General features: G+C 66.4%; 20 protein-coding genes. 15 read left to right on the top strand and 5 right to left on the bottom strand.

Translation table 11 applies throughout. The annotated features are described in order from the left end of the window. Nucleotides 1-52 precede the first annotated feature (52 nt). Nucleotides 53-844, top strand: a complete 792-nt coding sequence (locus A5780_RS05230; RefSeq protein WP_197521665.1) for an alpha/beta fold hydrolase — start codon at nt 53-55, stop codon at nt 842-844. A 32-nt stretch (nt 845-876) separates the two neighbouring features. After that, entirely contained in the window at nt 877-1,689 is an 813-nt protein-coding gene (locus A5780_RS05225) for an alpha/beta fold hydrolase (RefSeq protein ID WP_064907842.1), read from the top strand. 8 nt (nt 1,690-1,697) lie between these two features. Here A5780_RS05225 and A5780_RS05220 read toward each other — a convergent pair whose 3' ends face one another. Continuing rightward, on the bottom strand, nt 1,698-2,117 hold the full coding sequence (locus tag A5780_RS05220; RefSeq protein ID WP_064907840.1) for a VOC family protein: 420 nt from the start codon (nt 2,115-2,117) through the stop codon (nt 1,698-1,700). Nucleotides 2,118-2,277: 160 nt separating this feature from the next. On the opposite strand from A5780_RS05220, the gene A5780_RS05215 reads away from it, so the two are divergent. Continuing rightward, entirely contained in the window at nt 2,278-2,832 is a 555-nt protein-coding gene (locus A5780_RS05215; RefSeq protein WP_064907838.1) for an AAA family ATPase, read from the top strand. Here the strand turns inward: A5780_RS05215 and A5780_RS05210 are convergent. Further along, a complete protein-coding gene (locus A5780_RS05210) occupies nt 2,829-3,926 on the bottom strand; it encodes an acyl-CoA dehydrogenase family protein (RefSeq protein ID WP_063009979.1) in 1,098 nt (365 codons plus the stop codon). The two genes, A5780_RS05215 and A5780_RS05210, sit on opposite strands and share 4 nt — an antisense overlap. Nucleotides 3,927-3,975: 49 nt before the next feature. Continuing rightward, a complete protein-coding gene (locus A5780_RS05205) occupies nt 3,976-5,169 on the bottom strand; it encodes an acyl-CoA dehydrogenase family protein (protein WP_030518643.1) in 1,194 nt (397 codons plus the stop codon). Nucleotides 5,170-5,378: 209 nt separating this feature from the next. On the opposite strand from A5780_RS05205, the gene A5780_RS05200 reads away from it, so the two are divergent. The 12 genes from A5780_RS05200 (at nt 5,379) to A5780_RS05145 (ending at nt 17,007) form a co-directional block, all read left to right on the top strand. Continuing rightward, nucleotides 5,379-5,567: a ferredoxin gene (locus A5780_RS05200; protein ID WP_030518642.1), complete on the top strand. Its 189-nt coding sequence runs from the start codon at nt 5,379-5,381 to the stop codon at nt 5,565-5,567. Between the two features lie 44 nt (nt 5,568-5,611). Beyond that, nucleotides 5,612-6,529, top strand: a complete 918-nt coding sequence (locus tag A5780_RS05195) for a 3-oxoacyl-ACP reductase (protein WP_030518641.1) — start codon at nt 5,612-5,614, stop codon at nt 6,527-6,529. A gap of 279 nt (nt 6,530-6,808) precedes the next feature. Continuing rightward, nucleotides 6,809-7,573, top strand: coding sequence for an ABC transporter permease (locus tag A5780_RS05190; RefSeq protein WP_030518640.1), 765 nt, complete (start codon nt 6,809-6,811; stop codon nt 7,571-7,573). A gap of 4 nt (nt 7,574-7,577) precedes the next feature. Next, nucleotides 7,578-8,429 (top strand): ABC transporter permease, encoded by an 852-nt coding sequence (locus A5780_RS05185; RefSeq protein WP_030518639.1) that lies wholly within the window; start codon nt 7,578-7,580, stop codon nt 8,427-8,429. A 5-nt stretch (nt 8,430-8,434) separates the two neighbouring features. Next, complete coding sequence (locus tag A5780_RS05180; protein WP_051757273.1) at nt 8,435-9,652, top strand: MCE family protein; 1,218 nt, start codon at nt 8,435-8,437, stop codon at nt 9,650-9,652. Nucleotides 9,653-9,654: 2 nt separating this feature from the next. Further along, nucleotides 9,655-10,680 carry an MCE family protein gene (locus A5780_RS05175; protein ID WP_030518637.1) on the top strand — a complete coding sequence of 342 codons (1,026 nt, stop codon included), beginning with the start codon at nt 9,655-9,657 and terminating at the stop codon, nt 10,678-10,680. Beyond that, on the top strand, nt 10,677-11,738 hold the full coding sequence (locus A5780_RS05170; RefSeq protein ID WP_064907851.1) for an MCE family protein: 1,062 nt from the start codon (nt 10,677-10,679) through the stop codon (nt 11,736-11,738). The genes A5780_RS05175 and A5780_RS05170 overlap by 4 nt, the downstream gene beginning before the upstream one ends. Beyond that, nucleotides 11,735-13,000: an MCE family protein gene (locus tag A5780_RS05165; RefSeq protein ID WP_063009957.1), complete on the top strand. Its 1,266-nt coding sequence runs from the start codon at nt 11,735-11,737 to the stop codon at nt 12,998-13,000. The genes A5780_RS05170 and A5780_RS05165 overlap by 4 nt, the downstream gene beginning before the upstream one ends. After that, nucleotides 12,997-14,244, top strand: a complete 1,248-nt coding sequence (locus A5780_RS05160) for an MCE family protein (protein WP_063028953.1) — start codon at nt 12,997-12,999, stop codon at nt 14,242-14,244. The genes A5780_RS05165 and A5780_RS05160 overlap by 4 nt, the downstream gene beginning before the upstream one ends. Continuing rightward, nucleotides 14,241-15,665, top strand: a complete 1,425-nt coding sequence (locus A5780_RS05155) for an MCE family protein (RefSeq protein WP_064907837.1) — start codon at nt 14,241-14,243, stop codon at nt 15,663-15,665. Before A5780_RS05160 ends, A5780_RS05155 begins: the two co-directional genes overlap by 4 nt. Next, nucleotides 15,662-16,510, top strand: a complete 849-nt coding sequence (locus A5780_RS05150) for a hypothetical protein (protein WP_063009951.1) — start codon at nt 15,662-15,664, stop codon at nt 16,508-16,510. The genes A5780_RS05155 and A5780_RS05150 overlap by 4 nt, the downstream gene beginning before the upstream one ends. Continuing rightward, nucleotides 16,507-17,007: a h domain protein gene (locus A5780_RS05145; RefSeq protein WP_030517392.1), complete on the top strand. Its 501-nt coding sequence runs from the start codon at nt 16,507-16,509 to the stop codon at nt 17,005-17,007. The genes A5780_RS05150 and A5780_RS05145 overlap by 4 nt, the downstream gene beginning before the upstream one ends. 358 nt (nt 17,008-17,365) lie before the next feature. Here the strand turns inward: A5780_RS05145 and A5780_RS05140 are convergent, their stop codons facing one another. Further along, nucleotides 17,366-18,913: a trehalose-6-phosphate synthase gene (locus A5780_RS05140; protein WP_063009973.1), complete on the bottom strand. Its 1,548-nt coding sequence runs from the start codon at nt 18,911-18,913 to the stop codon at nt 17,366-17,368. A gap of 99 nt (nt 18,914-19,012) precedes the next feature. After that, the gene (locus A5780_RS40635; RefSeq protein WP_169812365.1) at nt 19,013-19,180 is read right to left on the bottom strand and encodes a hypothetical protein; all 168 of its coding nucleotides are present in this window, start codon (nt 19,178-19,180) and stop codon (nt 19,013-19,015) included. Between the last annotated feature and the right edge of the window lie 218 nt (nt 19,181-19,398).

Below are 19,398 nucleotides of genomic sequence, written 5' to 3'. Positions count from 1 at the left end.
CGGCCGAACGCGATTTCCTGGTCACAGCACATCGGAAACCGCACCGGGAGTGATGACCATGCCGTATCTCGCCGTCGACGACGTCCAGCTGTACTACGAGGATCAGGGAACCGGGCAGCCGCTGTTGTTCCTGCACGGCTGGGGTACCAGCGGCCGGGTCTGGGGCGCTCAGCAGGCGGCGCTGGTCACCGAGTTCCGGGTGGTCACCGTCGATTGGCGCGGCTGCGGGCGATCGGACCGGCCCGTCGCCGGCAACAACCTGACCGGTGTGATCGCCGACCTCGTCGAGCTCATCCGGCGGCTCGGGTTGCATCGCCCCATCGTCGTCGGATCCTCGGTCGGCGCGACCTTCGCGACCGAACTGGCGCTGGCTCATCCGGATCTGCTCGGCGGTGTCGTCGCGGTGGACGGTCCGGCCTACTGGCCCGGGCAGGGCATGCCGCTGGCCGAGATCATCGGCGAAATGCGGGATCACCGAGCCGAATTCGTCGCGCGGTGGGTGCCGAACTGGTATGCCCCGGGAACCTCGCCGGCGCTGGTGGGCTGGACCGTACGACAGATCCTCGATTCGGGTGTGTACATCGACGAACTGTTCCACCTCTTCGCGACCTACGATCCCCGCCCGCGACTGCCGCACCTGCGTACGCCGATCCACTACCTGCACGGCGAGTTGGACGCCGAAATTCCGGTGGCGGTGGCGCGGACGTGCGCGGCCCTCACCCCGGGCGCGCGAGTCGGCGTGATCGACGGCGCGGGCCATATGCCGCAACAGGAACGAGCGGCCGAATTCACGGCCGCGCTGCGCGCGGCGATCGCCGACTTCACTCTGCAGGCCGCGGCCTGATGACCGAAACACCTACGACACAAGGAAATTCGATGAAATTCGCAACTGCCGCAATCACCGGGGGTACCGCCGAGGTCGCCTACCACATGACCGGAACGGGTCCCGCGGTCGTGCTGGTCCACGGCACGGCGGCCGCACGCGACCAGTGGGCGCCGCTGACCGCCGATCTCGCCGACCGCTATACCGTTGTGGCACTGGACTATTCCGGTTCCGGCGACACCGTCGACCACGGCGGCCCACTCACCGTCGCCGATCTGGCCGCCGAGGTGCGCGCCGTCGCCGATCACGCCGGGCTGGACCGGTTCCACTTGGTCGGGCATTCCCTGGGCGCGGTGGTGGCCGCGCATGTCGCCGCGACCGCACCCGACCGGGTTCGTTCCCTGCTGATGCATGCGGGCTGGGTTCGCACCGACGCTCGGATGGATGCCGAATTCCGTTACTGGATCCAGGTGCTGCGCGCCGACGCCGCCTACGGCACCAGCCTCTTCGCGCACATGCTGCCGCTGATGGCATTCGGTCCGCGCTACTGGGAGCGAACGAGCGCGGAGGAGAACGCGACCCTGGTCGAGCAGCTGGCGAAGGTGATCGCGCGCGGTGCCGCCCGCCAGACCGAGGTGGATCGCACCGTGGATCTCACCGATCTGCTCGGCCGCATCACCGCGCCGACGCTGATCCTCGCCAGTGCGCACGACCGGGTGGTTCCGGCGGCGCAGCAACAGCGGCTGCTCGCCGCGATACCCGATGCTCGCTACGCCGAGGTCGACGCCGGCCACGGCGCTCCGGGCGAGGATCCGGCCGGCTTCCACGCCAAGATCATCAATTTCCTGGACGCGCAAACGGCGTGAACGCCCGGTCAGTTGCTGCCGGGATAGTCCATCCAGAAACCCTCCCAGTGGTGACCGTCGGGGTCGACGAAGGCGCGGCTGAACATGCCTACCGCCTCCTCCTGGGCGCGCTTGTCCTCGCTGACCTCCTCCGTGGCCCCGGCGCCCACCGCGGCCGCGATCAGCGACTCGACCTCCGCTCGACTGCCCAGCGACAGCGCGTAGATGGAACCGGTGGCCGCCCGGGTGTCGGCGATCGGTCGGTTGGTGAAGGTGTCGAAGTACCGCCGGACCAGCAGCATCACGCAGATGTTGTCGTCGACCACCACGCACGCGGCATTCTCGTCGGTGAAATCCGGATTCACCTTCCAGCCCAGCGCCTCGTAGAACGATGTGGACCGCTCCAGATCCTCGACGGGGAGATTGATGAAGATCATCTTGCTGGCCATGCTCGGTCCTCTCGCGGCATCGGTACGTGTCGTCTGTAGAGACGCGGTGGGCGCGGCAAACTCATCGGACGCCTCGGCGTACCCCCTCTGAGCTGCACCGATGCCGCATCGACCGGGAAAATCGCTCGCGGTCGAATGTCCTGCGCGATACCGTCCGGCCATGACGAGTGCCGTCTATCTCATCACCGGCATCCAGGCGGCCGGAAAGTCGACGGTCGCGCAGGCCCTCGCCGAACGACTGCTCCGTTCCGCCCACGTTCGCGGTGACGTGTTCCGCCGCTTCGTGGTCGGCGGCCGCGCCGAGATGTCCGGCGAACCGAGCGGAGAAGCCATGCGGCAGTTGCGGTTACGCCACCGCCTGGCGGCCGCGACGGCCGACGAATACGCCGCCGCGGGATTCACGGCGGTGGTCCAGGACGTCGTCCTGGGTGAACTGCTGCCGTGGATGATCGAGCAGATCCGCACCGACCCGCTGTACGTGGTCGTGCTGACTCCGCGTCCGGCCGCGGTAGCTCGGCGTGAGGCCGGACGGGACAAGAAGGCCTACGGGGTCTTCACCGTGGAACAGCTCGACACCGTTCTGCACGCGGAAACGCCACGCGTCGGATTGTGGTTGGACACAACGGATCTCACGGTCGAGGAGACCGTCGAAGAGATTCTCGCCCGGGCCGAACCGGTGGAGCGGCGGATCGGCCCGGGCGAGCGCCTGCGTTAGTGGGCCTCGGCCAGGAGGGTGCCCAGCGCACGCAGGTGGTCGGTGGCACCGCCGAGCGCGAATTCGTTGTGTTTGGCGGCGGTGAAGTAGCACTGCACGATGTGGTCGCGGTCGATGCCGACGCCACCGTGCACGTGCACGGCGGTGTGTGCGATGCGGTGACCGGCCTCGGCGGCCCAGAACTTGGCGGTGTGAATCTCCGCGTCCGCCGGCAGCCCCTCGTCGACCCGCCACGCGGCCTGGGTGACCGCCAGCCGCAGCCCCTGCAGATCGATGTAGCCGTCGGCCAGCCGCTGCGCGACGGCCTGGAAGCTGCCGATCTTGCGATTGAACTGCTCACGCTCGCGGCCGTATTCGGCGACGAGTTCGACCGCGCGCTCCAAGGTGCCCAGCTGCTGCGCGGCCAGACCGAGCCAGCCGTGGTTCAGCAGCCACGCGAGGATTTCCGCGCCGTCGTCCACGGTGCCGATCAATTCGGCAGGGGTGGAATCGAATTCGATCTCGGCCTGCGGGCTGCGGTCGACCACCTGCTGCGGCGTGATGCGCGCGTCCGCCGGGTCGACCAGGAATACCGCTGCCGTGCCGGAGACCGTGGCGGGCACCAGGATCCGCCCGGCCTGCGCGGCGAAGGGAACAACCGTCTTGGCGCCGACCAGCTTCCAGCCGCCGTCCTCGGTCGCGGTCGTGGTGGGCTTCGCCGGCTCCCAGTTGCGTTCCTCCGACAGCGCCGCGGTCAGAATCGTCTCGCCCGCACCGGCTTTCGCCGCCAGTTCGCGCTGCGCCTCGTCGCCCCAGCGGGCCAGGGCGCCGGCGCCGAGCACGACCGACCACAGATAGGGGACGGGGGCGGCGGATTTGCCGATCTCCCGAAGGATCGCGGTCTGCTCCAGCGCGCCCAGGCCGCTGCCGCCCACCGATTCCGGCAGCGCCGCCGCGAGCACTCCGGTCTCGGCCAGTGACCGCCAGAGCTGTTCGTCGAAGCGGACCTCGGCCTTGTCCAGTTCCCGCAGCCGGTCGGCGGTGACCAGTTTGGTGCAGACCTCGCCGGTCAACCGCGCGAGATCCTGCTGCCCCTCGGTAAGTGTGAAATCCATCGTTGTTCCTAGTTCTTCGGCGTTTCCGATGTTCCGACCGGTCTGCGGCTCAGCGGGCGGCAGCGGGCTGTTTCAGGGCGGTCATCGCGATGATGTCGCGCTGCACTTCGTTGGTGCCGCCGCCGAAGGTCAGGATCAGGCAGGCGCGATGCATCCGCTCGAGCCGTCCGCGCAGCTGCGCGCCGGGGGAGTCCTGCCGCAGATAGGCCTGCGGGCCGAGGATCTCCATCAGCAATCGGTAGGCCTCGGTGGCCAATTCGGTGCCGAGCACCTTGCAGGTGGAGGCATCCCACGGCCGCGGCGCGGCATCTCCGCCGGCATCGGCGCCCGAGGCGATCTCCCAGTTCAGCAGCTTCAGGAATTCGACCTTGGCGTGCACGCGCGCGAGGTTCAGCCGCACCCACTCGTTGTCGATCACCCGCGCACCGGTGGAATCCTTGGTGTCGCGCGCCCACTCGGTGGTCTGCGCGACCGCCAGCGCCAGCGGCGCCGCCGAGGTCAGCGCCACCCGCTCGTGGTTGAGCTGGTTGGTGACCAGCGCCCAGCCGCCGTTCTCGGGGCCGACCATCGCCGAATGCGGAACCCGCACGTCCTGGTAGTAGGTGGCGCTGGTGTCGGGCCCGGCCATCGTGTGCACGGGCGTCCAGGAGAAGCCCTCGGCCGACGTCGGCACGATGAACATGCTGATGCCCTTGTGCTTCTTGGCGGTCGGGTCGGTGCGGGCGGCCAGCCAGATGTAGTCGGCGTACTGGATGAGGCTGGTCCACATCTTCTGGCCGTTGATCACCCAGTCGTCACCGTCGCGGACCGCGGTGGTGCGCAGTGACGCCAGGTCGGTGCCCGCGCCGGGCTCGGAATATCCGATGGAGAAGTGCAATTCGCCCGCGGAGATCTTGGGCAGGAAGAACTTCTTCTGCTCCTCGGTGCCGTAGTGCATGATCGTCGGCGCCACCGAGTTGATGGTCAGGAACGGCACCGGCGCGCCCGCGACGGCCGCCTCGTCGGTGAAGATCAGCTGATCCATCGTCGAGCGATCCTGGCCGCCGTACTCCTTGGGCCAGCCGAGGGTGAGCCAGCCGTCGTGGCCCATCTGCTGAACGACCTCGCGGTAGACGTTGCCGTGCCCGTACTCACCGGTCTGCGACGACAAGGCCTCGCGGCGCTCCGGCGTGATCAGCTTGGCGAAATATTCGCGGAGCTCGGCGCGCAGCTGCTCCTGTTGCTCGGTATAAGCAATCCGCATGGCGGTTACCTCGTACTCGGTGATGGTGATGGCGGATGTGACGACATCGCCCCTGTGACGATCAGCGCCGGGGCCGATCTGCCCTGACGTCGATCATTGCATATCTACTGAAACATGTTCCAGTATGGAAACCGAATCCGGCCGCTTCGGCCGCAGCGGCCCGGCCGGGCTTGTAGGCTCGGCACTACCTGGTGGTGAAGGAGTTATCAATGAAGGTCAGTGTGGATTTCGACCAGTGCGAGGCCAACGGTATTTGCGTCGGAATCGCCCCCGACGTCTTCGAACTCGACGATGAGGATCAGCTGCACATCCTCACCGCCGACGTGCCCGAGGACCGGCTCTCCGATGTCGAGACCGCCGTCGCGCAATGCCCCAAGGCTGCCCTGCGGTTGCAGTGAAATGGATGCTTGCCGATAACTGGAACACGTTCTAGAGTCACGGCGTGAGTGAATCGTCGAATCAGTCGGGGACGGATCTGTCCGGCAAGGTAGCGATCGTGACCGGAGCCGGCGCGGGCCTCGGGCGGGCCGAAGCGCTGGCGCTGGCCGGGGCCGGCGCATCGGTGGTGGTCAACGATCTGGCCGAGAACGATGCGGTGGCCGCCACCCTCGCCGATATCCGCGCGCTGGGCGCGAAAGCGGAATTCGTGGGTGGCAGTGTGGCCGAGCGCGCCACCGCCGATGCCCTGATTCGCACCGCGGACGAGACCTTCGGCGGTGTGGACATCGTCGTGAACAATGCGGGAATCGTCCGTGACCGCATGCTTTTCAATCTCTCCGACGAGGACTGGGACGCGGTCCTCGCGGTCCATCTGCGCGGCCATTTCCTGTTGTCGCGGAATGCCGCCGCCTACTGGCGCGGTAAATCGAAGGAATCCGGTGCTCCAATTTACGGGCGCCTGATCAACACATCGTCGGAAGCCGGTTTGCTGGGTCCGGAAGGGCAGCCGAATTACGCGGCCGCGAAAGCCGGAATCACCGCGCTGACGCTGTCCGCCTCGCGCGGTTTGTCGCGATACGGCGTGCGTGCCAACGCCATCTGCCCGCGGGCCCGGACCGCCATGACGGAATCGGTCTTCTCCGCCGCTCCCGAAGGGGATGTGGACCCGCTGTCGCCGGATCACGTCGCCCGTCTGGTCGCCTACCTGGCCTCTCCCGGCGCCGATGCGATCAACGGTCAGGTGTTCGTCGTATACGGCCCGATGGTCGCGCTGATGGCCGCGCCCGAAGTCGAGGCCCGCTTCGATGCCGCCGGCGCGGAATGGAGTGCGGACGCGCTGGCCGACACACTCGGAACCTACTTCGCCGAGCGCCCCGCCGGGCGTACGTTTTCTGCGAGTTCGCTGCACGATCTCGGCTGATTATCAGGTGCAGGTCATCCGACCAACTCCGGTTGATCGGCGGTCTCGCACTTGGTAGACATGGGGGTCGAAGGTTGTGGGGTGCCTCACAAAGGCGTTCTGTACACCGTATGAACCTGTTCTAGCTTCCGAGATGAAGCTCGGATGAAAAGAGCAGGTCAAAAATGTCAAATTCTCTTCCGATTCGATGTGAACGTGTTCTAATCTTCGGAGCGGAAGAGGTGTGGAGGCTCGCTTGCGCAGCGTTGCGCGTACGGGTCGGCAAGGAGGAATCGCGGAATGAACGAGGTTCTTGCCGTGCCGTTGCGTGCGGTCGGCGGGTTCTTCGAACTCGTGGCCGCTGTGGCGCGGGCCTTGATACGTCCGCCATTTCAGCGACGGGAATTCGTCGACCAGTCGTGGTTCGTCGCACGGGTGTCGATCATCCCGACCATCCTGGTCGCGATCCCGTTCACGGTTCTGGTGAGCTTTACGCTGAACATTCTGCTGCGCGAAATCGGCGCGGCCGATCTCTCGGGCGCGGGCGCCGCATTCGGAACGGTCACCCAGGTCGGTCCGATCGTGACGGTGCTGATCGTCGCCGGCGCCGGTGCCACCGCGATCTGCGCGGACCTGGGTGCGCGCACGATCCGGGAAGAAATCGACGCCATGAAGGTGCTCGGTATCGATCCGATCCATCGCCTGGTGGTGCCCCGCGTACTCGCCTCGATGTTCGTCGCGGCGCTGCTCAACGGCCTGGTCTCGACGATCGGCATCGCCGGCGGCTTCCTGTTCTCGGTTCTTCTGCAGGGAGTCAACCCCGGCGCCTTCGTCAACGGGCTCACCCTGCTCACCCATACGCCGGAGCTGGTGATCTCGGAGGTCAAGGCCGCGCTGTTCGGTCTGATCGCCGGTCTGATGGCCTGCTATCTCGGTCTCAACGTCAAGGGCGGTCCCAAGAGTGTGGGTGACGCGGTCAACCAGACGGTGGTTTTCTCCTTCATGGCTCTGTTCGTGGTGAACGTCGTGGTCACCGCCGTCGGCATCAAGTTCACGGTGCGGTGATCCGATGGCGTTCGTAATCCAGTCCCGCTTCCCCCGTACTGTTCGACGTGTGCGGCGGGTTTCGAGTTCGATGGACGGAATCGGGCATCACGCCCAGTTCTACGCGAAGTCACTGGCCTCGGTGCCGAAGGCGTTCTCGCACTACCGCACCGAAACCATTCGCCTGATCGCCGAAATCAGCATGGGCACAGGCGCTTTGGCGGTGATCGGCGGCACGGTGGTGATCGTCGGCTTCCTCACCCTGTTCACCGGCGGCACCATCGCGGTGCAGGGCTACAGCTCGCTGGGCAATATCGGTGTCGAGGCGCTGACCGGATTCTTCGCCGCATTCCTCAATGTGCGCATCGCGGCACCGGTGATCTCGGGCATCGGGCTCGCGGCGACCATCGGCGCCGGCGCCACGGCCCAGCTGGGCGCCATGCGGGTGGCCGAGGAGATCGACGCCCTGGAATCCATGGCGATCCGGCCGATGCCCTTCCTGGTGGGCACCCGGGTGCTGGCGGGCATGATCGCGATCGTTCCGCTCTACGCGCTCGCGGTCATCGCGTCGTTCGTCGCGAGCCGCTTCGCCACGGTCGTCATCTACGGCCAGTCGGCCGGTGTGTACGACCACTACTTCTCAACATTCCTGATTCCCAGTGACATTCTGTGGTCGTTCGTACAGGCGATCCTCATGGCCTTGGCGGTCATGATGATTCACACCTATTACGGCTACAACGCGACCGGTGGACCGGTCGGTGTCGGAATCGCGGTCGGTAACGCGGTGCGCGCCTCGCTGGTGGCAGTGGTGTCGGTGACCCTGCTGATGTCGCTGGCGATCTACGGCACCTCCGGCAACTTCCATCTCTCCGGGTAGGCGGTATGGCGGCAAATAAACTCGTCGAAAAGGAAGGCGCCGGCAAGTTTTTCGGCGCCGGATGGGGTGTCAAGCTTTCGGGGGTGGCGCTGATTCTGTTTCTGGCCGCGATCGTCGCCGTCGCTTTGACGATGTTCGTGGGCGGATTCAGCACGTCGAAACCGGTCTATCTCGACGCCCCGCGGGCCGGCCTGGTGATGGACAAGGACGCGAAGGTCAAGATCCGCGGTGTGCAGATCGGCCACGTCTCCGATATCGCGTATACCGGCGACCAAGCTCGGCTGACCCTGGCGATCGAACCCGATCAGCTGAAGATGGTGCCCGCGAACGCGACCGTGGATATTCGGTCCACCACCGTCTTCGGCGCCAAATACGTGAACTTCGTCGAGCCGGAGGTTCCGTCCGCGCAGCATCTGCAGGCCGGCGCCACGCTGACCGCGCAGTCGGTGACCGTCGAATTCAATACGCTGTTCCAGCATTTGACCGATGTGCTCGGCAAGATCGCGCCGGAGAAATTGAATGCGACGCTGACCGCGCTCGGCACGGCATTGCAGGGCCGCGGCGACAAACTCGGTCAGCTGCTGGTCGACAGTGACGAATATCTGCGCGACATCAATCCGAGCCTGCCCGATCTGCAACGCGATCTGCAGACGTCGGTGGGAGTCACCAATCTGTACGCCGACACCGCGCCGAACCTGTTGCGCACCACCGACAACGCGGCCGTGACGAGCAAGACCATCGTCGACCACCAGGACAGCCTCGACGCGGTGCTGCTGAATCTGATCGGCCTGGCCGACACCACGGGCGCGGTGCTGAAGGAGAACGAGAACGGCCTGTCGACCGCACTGGATCTGCTGCGCCCGACGGCCGAACTGCTCAACGAATACAACCCGGCGCTGTACTGCCTGGTCGAAGGTGTCGCGGGCGCGATTCCACGAGCCAACGAGATCTTCGGCGGCACCGGACCGTGGGTGACGTTGAACGCCAGTTTCATGCCGGGCGGCACGCCCTACACCTATCCGAAGGATCTGCCGAAGGTGAATGCGACCGGTGGCCCGCACTGCGAGGGCATCCTCGACCGTAAACCCGGTAGTCACGCGAACTATCTGGTCACCGACACCACTGAGGGACGGGTGTACACGCCGGAACTGTCCACCCATCTGAACGGGCCCCGGGTCTTCCAACTGCTGTTCGCGGGGCTGCCGGGGGTGGGTAATCCGTGAGCATCAAACCGCACGCCACCGGCGTCAAACTCGGAATCTTCACGCTCGTGATGGTTCTGGTGCTGGCCCTGTTGGTCGTCATCTTCTCGCAGATGCGCTTCGCCCGGGAGAACGGCTACCACGCGGTGTTCACCAGTTCCTCGGGCATGCTGCCCGGGTCCAAGGTTCGCATCGCGGGTGTCCCGGTCGGATCGGTGAAGAGCGTCAAGGTCGGCAAGGACCATCTGGCCCATGTCGATTTCGACGTCGACCGGCAGTACAAGCTCTATGTCAGCACCCATGCCGCGGTGCGCTACGAGAATCTGGTGGGTGACCGGTATCTGGAACTGATGGACGCCCCGGGCACCGCGCAGGTGCTGCACTCCGGCGGCACCATCGGTCTGGACAAGACCAAGCCGGCGCTGGACCTGGACATGCTGCTGGGTGGTTTCAAGCCGCTGCTGCGCGGCCTGGACCCGCAGCAGGTCAACTCCCTGACCGAGGCGCTGCTGCAGGTCTTCCAGGGCCAGGGCGGCACCCTGGTCGCACTGCTGAACAGCTCCGGCTCGTTCGCCAAAACCCTGGCCGACCGCGACGCCCTCATCGGCAGCGTGATCGAGAATTTGAAGACGGTGCTGGCCACCATCGACGATCACAACAAGGAATTCGACACCACGCTGACCGAATTGCAGCGTCTGGTGAGTGGCCTGGCCGCGGACCGGGATCCGATCGGCGCGGCGCTGCCGCGACTGGCCGGCGCCACCGGAGATCTCACCGATCTGCTGAAGCAGGCGCGCCCGGACCTCAAGGCGACCTTCGACCAGCTGGGCCGGCTCTCGGACAATCTCGACCAGAAGTCCGACGATGTCGAGTGGGTCCTGCAGAACCTGCCCACGACCTACAAGGAGCTGGTGCGGCTCGGTTCGTACGGCTCGTTCCTGAACATGTACGTGTGCGGAACGAATTTCCTCGTGGACGGCCCGGACGGTAAGCCGATGCATGTGAATCTGCCCGGTCTGCAGACGACCGGAAGGTGTTCGACGAAGTGAACCAGACCTCCCCGCTCATCAAACACGGCGTCGTCGGCGTCGTCCTGGCGGTCGCGATCGCGTTGTCCGCCCTGCAGTTCGACCGGCTTCCGTTCATTCGCAGCGGCGCCGAATTCACCGCGTATTTCGCCGATGCCGGCGGTCTGGTGACCGGTGACCAGGTTCAGGTCGCCGGTGTCCGCACCGGTCAGGTCGAGGATGTCAGCCTCGACGGCCCCAAGGTGAAGGTCCGGTTCAGCCTCGACGAATCCATCGTCCTGGGGAAGAAGACGACCGCCGCGATCAAGACCAACACCGTGCTCGGGCGCAAATCCCTGGAGGTCGATCCGCAGGGGTCCGGTGCGTTGCGCAGCGATCAGCCGATTCCCTTGGAGCGAACCACTTCTCCGTATTCGCTCAACGACGCCCTGGGCGATCTGAGCAATACCGTGAAGGGGCTGGACACCGACCAGGTCAACAAGACTCTGGACGCCCTGTCGGACGCCTTCGCCGACACCCCCGCGCCGATGCGTTCCGCCCTGGACGGCATCACCCAGCTCTCGCGCAGCCTGAACGCCCGCGACAAGGCGCTGACCGAACTGCTCTCGCACGCGCAGAACGTCACCAAGGTGCTCTCGGATCGGTCGAACCAGATCAACTCCCTGCTGCTGGACGGCAACAACCTGCTCGGCGAGCTGGACGCCCGGCGCACCGCTCTGAGCCAGTTGATCGTCTACGTCAACGGGCTCGCGCAGCAGCTCACCGGCTTCGTCAACGACAACGAACAGAGCCTGAAACCCACACTGGACAAGCTGAATTCGGTGCTGCAACTGCTCGAGCGGAACAAGAACAACCTGAACCAGGCCCTGGACGCCCTCGGACCGTTCGAGGCGGCGCTCGGTGAGCAGGTCGGCAGCGGCCCGTACTTCCAGGCCTACGTCTCCAACGCCACGAGTATGACGTTGCAGCCGCTGGTGGACGCGCTGGTCTGGCCCCAGCATGTACCCGAATCGTTCTGGAAGTACCTGACCACCCCGCCGCCCTCGATCGGGCCCGCGATCCAGGAGCCGCCGCGATGAACGCGATTCGCACGATCACGAAGGTGCCGAAATGGGTCCGCGTCGTGGCCGCCGTCCTTGTGGTGGCGCTGGCGGGCTGGATCGTCTACGGCGCGGTGAGCAATATCGGCAAGACCCACATCACCGCCTATTTCCCGTCCACCACCGGGCTGTACGCCGGTGACGACGTGCGAGTGCTGGGCGTCAAGGTCGGCAGGATCGATTCGATCGAGCCGGGCCGGGACAAGACCAAGGTGACGATGACGGTCGACCGCGGCGTCGACATTCCCGCCGATGCCAAGGCCGTCACGGTCTCGCCGAATCTGGTCTCGGCACGCTTCGTGCAGTTGGCGCCGGTCTACACCGGCGGCCCGAAGATGCACGACGACGGCGTGATTCCGATCGAGCACACCGCCGTGCCGGTGGAATGGGACGACATCAAGGCCGAGCTGACCAAACTGTCCAAGGCCCTGGGGCCGATCGGTGAGGATCAGCAGGGCTCGTTCGGCCGGTTCGTCAACACCGCGTCCGACAATCTCGCAAACGGGAACGCCCAGGCGCTGCGGGACACGCTCCACGAGTTGTCGAGCACGCTGAATACGTTGTCCGACGGTCGCACCGACCTGTTCGGCACCGTCCGCAACCTGCAGCAGTTCGTCGACGTGCTCTCCAAGAGCAACGATCAGATCGTGCAGTTCGGCGGGCGGCTGGCCTCGGTGTCCTCGGTGCTGTCGGGCGTCTCCGACGACCTCGGCGCCGGACTGGACAATCTCGACTCGGCGGTGGCCGACGTCAAACGCTTCCTGGACGAACGCGGCGGCCAGCTCACCGAGAGTGTGCAGAATCTGGCGCAAGTGACCCAGATCCTGGCCGACAAGCGTCCGCAGCTCGAGCAGGTCCTGCACTCCGGCCCGGTCGCGCTGGCGAACTTCTATCAGATCTACAAGCCCGCGCAGGGCACGCTGACCGGCGCCGTGGTGCTGCCGAACTTCCGCAATCCGTTCGCGTTCCTGTGTGGTGCCGTCGAGGCGCTCGAGGACAACGGTTCGCAGCGGACCGCCGACCTGTGCAAACAACAGGTGGCGCCGGTGATCAGCTCACTGATGATGAATTACCCACCGCTGCTGGTGAATCCGGCGTCCGGACAGCAGGCCTTCCCGAGCCAGCTGACCTTCTCGCCCCCGAGCCTGGCCGACCGCGTCGAGTATCCGGCGCCCGGCGAGGCTCCGGCCGAGGTGCCCAGCGGTCTTGCCGGCCTGGCGATTCCGGGAGGAGGACGATGATGCGACGCGGACGGATGCGACTCGCCGGCGCCGCCGTCGGTCTGGTGATCCTGTTGGGCGCCACCGGATGCGAGTGGGACGGTCTGAACACCCTGCCGATGCCCGGTGCGGCCGGAACGGGTGAGGGCGCCTGGCAGATCAAGATCCAGATGCCGAATGTCACCACGCTGACCCGCAATTCGCCGGTGCAGGTGGACGACGTCACGGTCGGCACGGTGAAGAACATCCAGGTCGAGGATTGGCACGCGCTGGTCACGGTGAGCCTCGAGAAGGGTGTGCACCTGCCCGCCAACACGGTGGCCGCGATCGGGCAGACCAGCCTGCTCGGCAGTAACCACGTCGAGCTGTCGGCGCCGAAAGACGTTGCGCCGGAAGGCCAATTGAAGCCCGGCGATGTGATCCCGTTGTCGCGCGCGAGTGTCTATCCCACCACCGAGCAGACGCTGTCGTCGCTGTCGGTGGTGCTCAACGGTGGCGGTATCTCCCAGCTCGAGACCATCACCCACGAGCTGAACAAGACCTTCTCCGGGCGGTCGGATGCCATCCGCGATCTGCTGCCGCAGCTGGCGCAGCTGACCAGCACCCTGGACGGTCAGACCAAGGACATCATCGACGCGATGGGTGGGCTGGACCGTTTCGCCGGACAGCTGAACAACCAGAAGGAACAGGTGACCCGGGCCGTCACGCAGCTGCATCCGGCCCTCACCGTACTGGCCGACCGCCGCGAGAACATCACCAAAACGATTACCGCACTGGGTGATCTCAGCGATGTGGTGAGCCGGGTGATCGCCGAGAGCGGTGACAACTTGAAGGCGGATCTGGCCAATCTCCATCCGGCCCTGGAATCGCTGGCCAGCACCGGAACGAAACTGGCCGATGCCCTGCAGATCCTGCTCACCTTCCCGTTCCCCATGCGGAACTTGAACAAGGCGCTCAAGGGCGACTACCTCAACCTGCTGATGACCGTCGATCTCACCGGCGCGCGGCTGGATTCGAACTTCCTCACCGGTACGCCGCTGGGCGGACGCTTCGGCGGGGTCGAGGGCGCACTCGGCACGATCGCACCCGATACCGCGATGGGCAAGGGTGACCCGATCACCGGGCCGATGCAGCCGCCGCCACCGCCCGCGCCGAACACGGCGGCGCCGACGCCGAGTCTTCCCGGCCTGCCGCCGATTCCGAATCTGCCCGCCATACCCGGGCTGACGGTGCCCGCGCCGCAACAAGGGGGTGCGGGTCGATGAAACTCAGCAAATTCGTCCGGACGCAGTTGGTGATCTTCTCGATCCTGACCGTGATCGGCCTGGTCGTGATGGCGGGCGTCTACGTCCACCTGCCGGCCATGTTCGGCATCGGCCGCTACGGCGTGACCGTGAAACTGGAAGCCACCGGCGGGCTGTACCCGACCGCGAACGTGGCCTACCGCGGTACCAACGTCGGCAAGGTCGAGGATGTGAAGCTCACCCCCGAGGGGGTCGACGCCAAGCTGTCGATCAACAGCGACTTCAAGATTCCCGGTGATGTCGATGCCTATGTGAAGAGCGTGTCGGCGATCGGCGAACAGTACGTGGATCTGGTCCCGGCCGAGAATCCGCACGGCGGGAATCTGCACGACGGTTCGGTGATCCCGGTGCAGCGCACCAAACTTCCGCAGGACGTCGGCGATATGCTCGACCAGGCCGACCGGCTGCTCAGCAGTGTCGCCGACACCAAACTGCGCCAGGTGATCGACGATGCCTTCACCGCGTTCAACGGCGCGGGCCCGGATCTGCAGAAGTTCATCGACTCCGCCTCGCTGCTGGTGCAGGAGGCGAAGAAGAACACGAACGAGACCAAGGATCTGCTCGACAAGATCGGCCCGCTGCTCGACACCCAGAACCAGTCCGACGCCGCGATTCGTTCGTGGACAAAGGATTTGGCGACCGTCACCGATCAGTTGCGCCAGCACGACCCCTCGCTGGGGCAGTTGCTCGACCGCACCCCCGCGGCCGCGCAGAAGGTGTCGCAGACCTTCCAGGATCTGCGGCCGACGCTGCCGCTGCTGCTGTCGAATCTGACCAGCGTCGGCCAGGTCGGGGTGACCTACCACGCCGGTGTGGAACAGATCCTGGTGATCTACCCGCAGCTGGTGGCGGCGCTGCTGACATCCATCCGCGGGCCCACGCAATACGGCGCCATGGTCGACTTCATGCTCGGGCTCAACGACCCGCCCGGCTGCACCACCGGCTTCCTGCCGCAGGATCAGCGCCGCTCGCCGGCCCTGAAGGACACCCCGGACACGCCGCCGAATCTCTACTGCAAGGTGGCGCAGAACGCCAAGGAAGCGGTGCGCGGTATCCGCAACACGCCGTGTGCGGACGTGCCGGGCAAGCGGGCTCCGAGTCCGGAGCTCTGCCACGACCCGCAGGGTTATGTGCCCGAGGGCGACAACCCGCCCTTCGGCGATCCGCACCCGGTCACCCCGTCCGGCGAGCCGGCGGCCAACCCCGGCGACGCTCCGGCCGCGCAGAGCCAACCGGCGGCGGCACTGCGCACCTACGACCTGAAGAACCACACCTTCACCGGACCCGACGGCCGGACCTACCGACAGGGGGATGTGGGCGCCGACGGATCGGGCACTGTACCGTCCAGTTGGCAGGCGATGCTCGAGGAGCAACAGAAATGAGCGAATCGAATTCCACACCCACCGGTCGCGTCCGGCGCCGGGCCAGCCGGCAGGCCGGAGCGCCGACCGACGCGATAGCGGTCGAGCGGACCGAGAGTTCGCCCTCCGACGAAGCGACGGTGAAGCTCGGCGCCGCGGGCGCTGCCGACGAGACGGTGCAATCGTCGAGCCCATCGCCGGCGAAGGCGACCGAGTCCTCCTCCGAGGCGGCATCGAAGGTTGTGTCCGGCGCCGACGCGAAGTCCGAGACCACCGTAAAGCTTTCGACGGCGGCCGATGACGACACGACCGTGCGGCTCACCGACTCCGCGGCGGAGACGGCAGCGGCGGACACCTCCGAGCCATCGAAGCGCTCACTCGGACCGCTGGGCTGGGCGGCCGCGGTGGTGGCGGTGCTGTCGTTGATCCTGCTGGTCGGCTCGGGCGGCTTCTTCGCCTACCACCAGCATCAGGTCGGCGCCCAGGCCGACCAGCGCGCGGAATATGTGCAGACCGCCAAGCAGGCGATTCTCAATCTGACCAACATCAAGGACGACACCGCGAAGCAGGACATCGACCGGGTGCTCTCGGTCGCCTCGGGACAGCTCAAGCAGGAGTACTCCGAGCGCAAGGACGCCTACGCGCAGGTCGTGCAGCAGGCCAAGGTGAAGGCCAGCGGCGAGATCATCGAGACCGCGGTCGAAAGCCAGGACGACCACACCGCGAAGGTGCTGGTCGCGGCCAAGCAGACCCTGACCAACGCCGGCGCCAAGGATCCGCAGGAGCGCTACTACCGCTTCCGGGTCACGGTCGACCGCGACGACAACGGTGGTATCACCGCCTCGCAAGTGGAGTTCGTGGCATGAGCAGACAAGGTTCCGGCAAGCTGCGTCCCATCCTGTTCATCGGTGCGGCGGTGCTGTTCGTGGCCGCGGTCGCGATGGCCTCGGTCACCGGCTACAAGTACTGGTCCGACAAACAGGTCGAGCAGGCCCGTACCGACTCGGTACCCGCGGCCCGGCACGCGGTGGAGTCGGTATTCACCTACGACTTCAAGACCGTCGACGCCGAGTTGCCGAAATCGGCCGACAACCTCACCCCGTCGTTCCGCAAGGACTACCTGAAGCTGATCCAGCAGGCGATCGCACCCGGCGCCAAGGAGAAGCAGCTCACCGTGCAGGCCACCACCACGGCGGCCGGTGTGGTGTCCGCGGAGCGCTCGCACGCGGTGGTCCTGCTGTACCTGAACCAGGTGACCACCAGTAAGGACTCCCCGCAGGGCACGGTGACGCCGAGCCGGGTCCGCGTGGCTCTGGACAAGGACGGCGGCCACTGGCTGGTCGACGCGATCACCCCGATCTGATCCCGCGTTAAGCGAATCCCGTTATCCCCGTTAAGGGTTCGTACCTACCGTCGACGGCACAGCGATTCCGAGGCGGGATCGGTGGTCGATACCGGCTCCGGTCGCGGCGCAGATCTCCCGCCGGTGAAGCGCGCCTGTGCCGCACGGACCGACCGTGTGGTGATCCGGCGGGTGCGGCGGAATCCGGGGTGGCGGGTACGCGGCGACCGCCTGCCCCGGCGGAGGCCAGGACCGAGATTCGGTGTGGGCGGCGCTCTCCGGCTGCCGGACGGTCGGTTCGAAGGGTGTACCCGCCTCGGGTCGCTGTGCAGTCGCCGGAACGTTCGCCCGGCCCCGCCGGGGAGCGTTCGCCGCGGGCCTAGCGCTCGGCGCCGCTCGGATCCACATCCGCATCGGTGAGCAGGGCGCTGCCGGCCACCCGATCCTGGGCCAGTGCGTCGAGGAACGAGCGCGCCCAGCGGTCCACGTCGTGGGCGAGTACCTGGCGGCGCAGCGAACGCATGCGGCGCCGCTTGGTTTCGGGGTCGTCCTCGATCGCGGACATGATCGCGTTCTCGACGCTGTCCAGATCGTGTGGATTACACAGGTAGGCCTGACGCAATTCCGCTGCGGCGCCGGTGAATTCGCTGAGCACGAGGGCGCCGTTGAGGCCGCTGTGCGAGGCCACGTACTCCTTGGCGACCAGATTCATCCCGTCGCGCAGCGGGGTCACCAGCATGACGTCGGCGGCCACGAAGAAGGCGACCAGTTCGTCGCGGGGGATCGGCCGGTGCAGATAGTGCACGAAAGGGTAACCGACGCGGGAGAATTCGCCGTTGATGCGGCCCACCTGACGTTCGATGTCGCCGCGCATCTGGATGTAGCTCTCCACCCGTTCGCGACTCGGCGTGGCCAGCTGCACCATCACCGTCTCGGCCGGGTCCAGCCGGCCCTCGTGCAGGAGTTCCTGCAGCGCCGCCAGGCGGATATCGATGCCCTTGGTGTAGTCCAGGCGGTCCACACCGAGCAGGATGTGCTTGGGGTTGCCCAGCTCCCTGCGGATCTGAGCGGCGCGCTCCCGCACCGAGCGTCTTCGCGACAGCTCGTCGAGTTCGGCGGAGGCGATCGAGATCGGGAAGGCGCCGACCCGCACCGTGCGGAAACCGACCTGCACCACACCGAGTTTCGACCGCACACCGACCGTGCCGCGCGAGGTGGGTTGTCCGGCAAGCCTTCTCGCCAGGTACAGGAAGTTCTGCGCGCCGCCGGGCAGGTGGAAGCCGATCAGGTCGGCGCCGAGCAGCCCCTCCACGATCTCGGTGCGCCACGGCAGCTGCATGAACAGCTCGACCGGGGGGAACGGGATGTGCAGGAAGAATCCGATGGTCAGATCGGGCCGCAGCATGCGCAGCATCTTCGGCACCAGCTGCAGCTGATAGTCCTGTACCCACACCGTCGCGCCCTCGGCGGCCACCTTCGCGGTGTACTCGGCGAAGCGCCGGTTCACGTCCACGTAGGCGGTCCACCAGTCGCGGTGGTACTCCGGCCGCACGATCACGTCGTGATAGAGCGGCCACAGCGTGCCGTTGGAGAATCCCTCGTAGTAGGCGGCGACCTCCTCGGCGGTCAACGGCACCGGATACAACTCCAGGCCGTCCTCGATGATCGGATCGACATCCACATCGGGAACGCCGGCCCAGCCCACCCAGGCGCCGTTGTTGTTGCGCAGCACCGGCTCCAGGGCCGTGACCAGGCCGCCCGGACTGCGCTTCCACCGCTTGGTCCCGTTCGGGAGACGTTCCAGGTCGACCGGGAGCCGGTTGGCGACCACGACGAAACCGGACCCGGCGCCGCCGGGACGGTCCGCTGGTGCGGATTCGGTTTCCGGCGAAGCGTCTCGAGATCGATCGCTGCGTATGTCGCGCATCTGGTCCACTGCTGGATCCTCCGGTCGCCGAAATGGCGGAACTAGGCGTGGGATTTCAGTTGTGATGAGCGCTGCGCATTGCGCTGCGCGGGGCTCGTCCTATTCGCTGCGCGCGCTGGGACCGATTCCGAGCATCGACAGCAGCATCCGGCATTCGTCGGCATCGTTGGCGTAGGCGGCCACGACGCGCTGTGCCTGCCGTGCGGTCTCGTCGGCGAGCGGTTCCAGGTCGTCGTCCGCGATGTCGTTGGCGCTCTTCGCGGCCATCATCGTGTCCTCTCGGCTCGGGGTCGTGGCACGGCGGTGGGGTTCGACCGTCGTGGTGTCGGCGCCGTGCGCTGTCAATGGTATCGGTCGCCGCACAGGGGCCCGTCGACTCGGTACCGACCGCTGCCGAACCGCAACAGCGCGGGGCGACACCCGCCACACCGGCGAAACGCTGGAGCCTCGGGAACCTATAACGTTGGTAGGGAGGCGAATTTCGC

The organism is Nocardia sp. 852002-20019_SCH5090214, from assembly GCF_001665865.1.
Classification (GTDB): Bacteria; Actinomycetota; Actinomycetes; order Mycobacteriales; family Mycobacteriaceae; genus Nocardia; species Nocardia nova.
Note: the sequence above shows the minus strand (reverse complement) of the source record. Positions and strands in the feature narration are given on the sequence as shown.

What these genes read in the sequence shown, in the direction of transcription:
- A5780_RS05150 (WP_063009951.1), top strand. Translation starts at nt 15,662, where the DNA reads ATGAGCGAATCGAATTCCACACCCACCGGTCGCGTCCGGCGCCGGGCC.
- A5780_RS05190 (WP_030518640.1), top strand. Translation starts at nt 6,809, where the DNA reads ATGAACGAGGTTCTTGCCGTGCCGTTGCGTGCGGTCGGCGGGTTCTTC.
- A5780_RS05230 (WP_197521665.1), top strand. Translation starts at nt 53, where the DNA reads ATGACCATGCCGTATCTCGCCGTCGACGACGTCCAGCTGTACTACGAG.
- A5780_RS05220 (WP_064907840.1), bottom strand. Translation starts at nt 2,117, where the DNA reads ATGGCCAGCAAGATGATCTTCATCAATCTCCCCGTCGAGGATCTGGAG.
- A5780_RS05185 (WP_030518639.1), top strand. Translation starts at nt 7,578, where the DNA reads ATGGCGTTCGTAATCCAGTCCCGCTTCCCCCGTACTGTTCGACGTGTG.
- A5780_RS05160 (WP_063028953.1), top strand. Translation starts at nt 12,997, where the DNA reads ATGATGCGACGCGGACGGATGCGACTCGCCGGCGCCGCCGTCGGTCTG.
- A5780_RS05165 (WP_063009957.1), top strand. Translation starts at nt 11,735, where the DNA reads ATGAACGCGATTCGCACGATCACGAAGGTGCCGAAATGGGTCCGCGTC.
- A5780_RS05145 (WP_030517392.1), top strand. Translation starts at nt 16,507, where the DNA reads ATGAGCAGACAAGGTTCCGGCAAGCTGCGTCCCATCCTGTTCATCGGT.
- A5780_RS05155 (WP_064907837.1), top strand. Translation starts at nt 14,241, where the DNA reads ATGAAACTCAGCAAATTCGTCCGGACGCAGTTGGTGATCTTCTCGATC.
- A5780_RS40635 (WP_169812365.1), bottom strand. Translation starts at nt 19,180, where the DNA reads ATGGCCGCGAAGAGCGCCAACGACATCGCGGACGACGACCTGGAACCG.
- A5780_RS05225 (WP_064907842.1), top strand. Translation starts at nt 877, where the DNA reads ATGAAATTCGCAACTGCCGCAATCACCGGGGGTACCGCCGAGGTCGCC.
- A5780_RS05140 (WP_063009973.1), bottom strand. Translation starts at nt 18,913, where the DNA reads ATGCGCGACATACGCAGCGATCGATCTCGAGACGCTTCGCCGGAAACC.
- A5780_RS05180 (WP_051757273.1), top strand. Translation starts at nt 8,435, where the DNA reads ATGGCGGCAAATAAACTCGTCGAAAAGGAAGGCGCCGGCAAGTTTTTC.
- A5780_RS05210 (WP_063009979.1), bottom strand. Translation starts at nt 3,926, where the DNA reads ATGGATTTCACACTTACCGAGGGGCAGCAGGATCTCGCGCGGTTGACC.
- A5780_RS05200 (WP_030518642.1), top strand. Translation starts at nt 5,379, where the DNA reads ATGAAGGTCAGTGTGGATTTCGACCAGTGCGAGGCCAACGGTATTTGC.
- A5780_RS05215 (WP_064907838.1), top strand. Translation starts at nt 2,278, where the DNA reads ATGACGAGTGCCGTCTATCTCATCACCGGCATCCAGGCGGCCGGAAAG.
- A5780_RS05205 (WP_030518643.1), bottom strand. Translation starts at nt 5,169, where the DNA reads ATGCGGATTGCTTATACCGAGCAACAGGAGCAGCTGCGCGCCGAGCTC.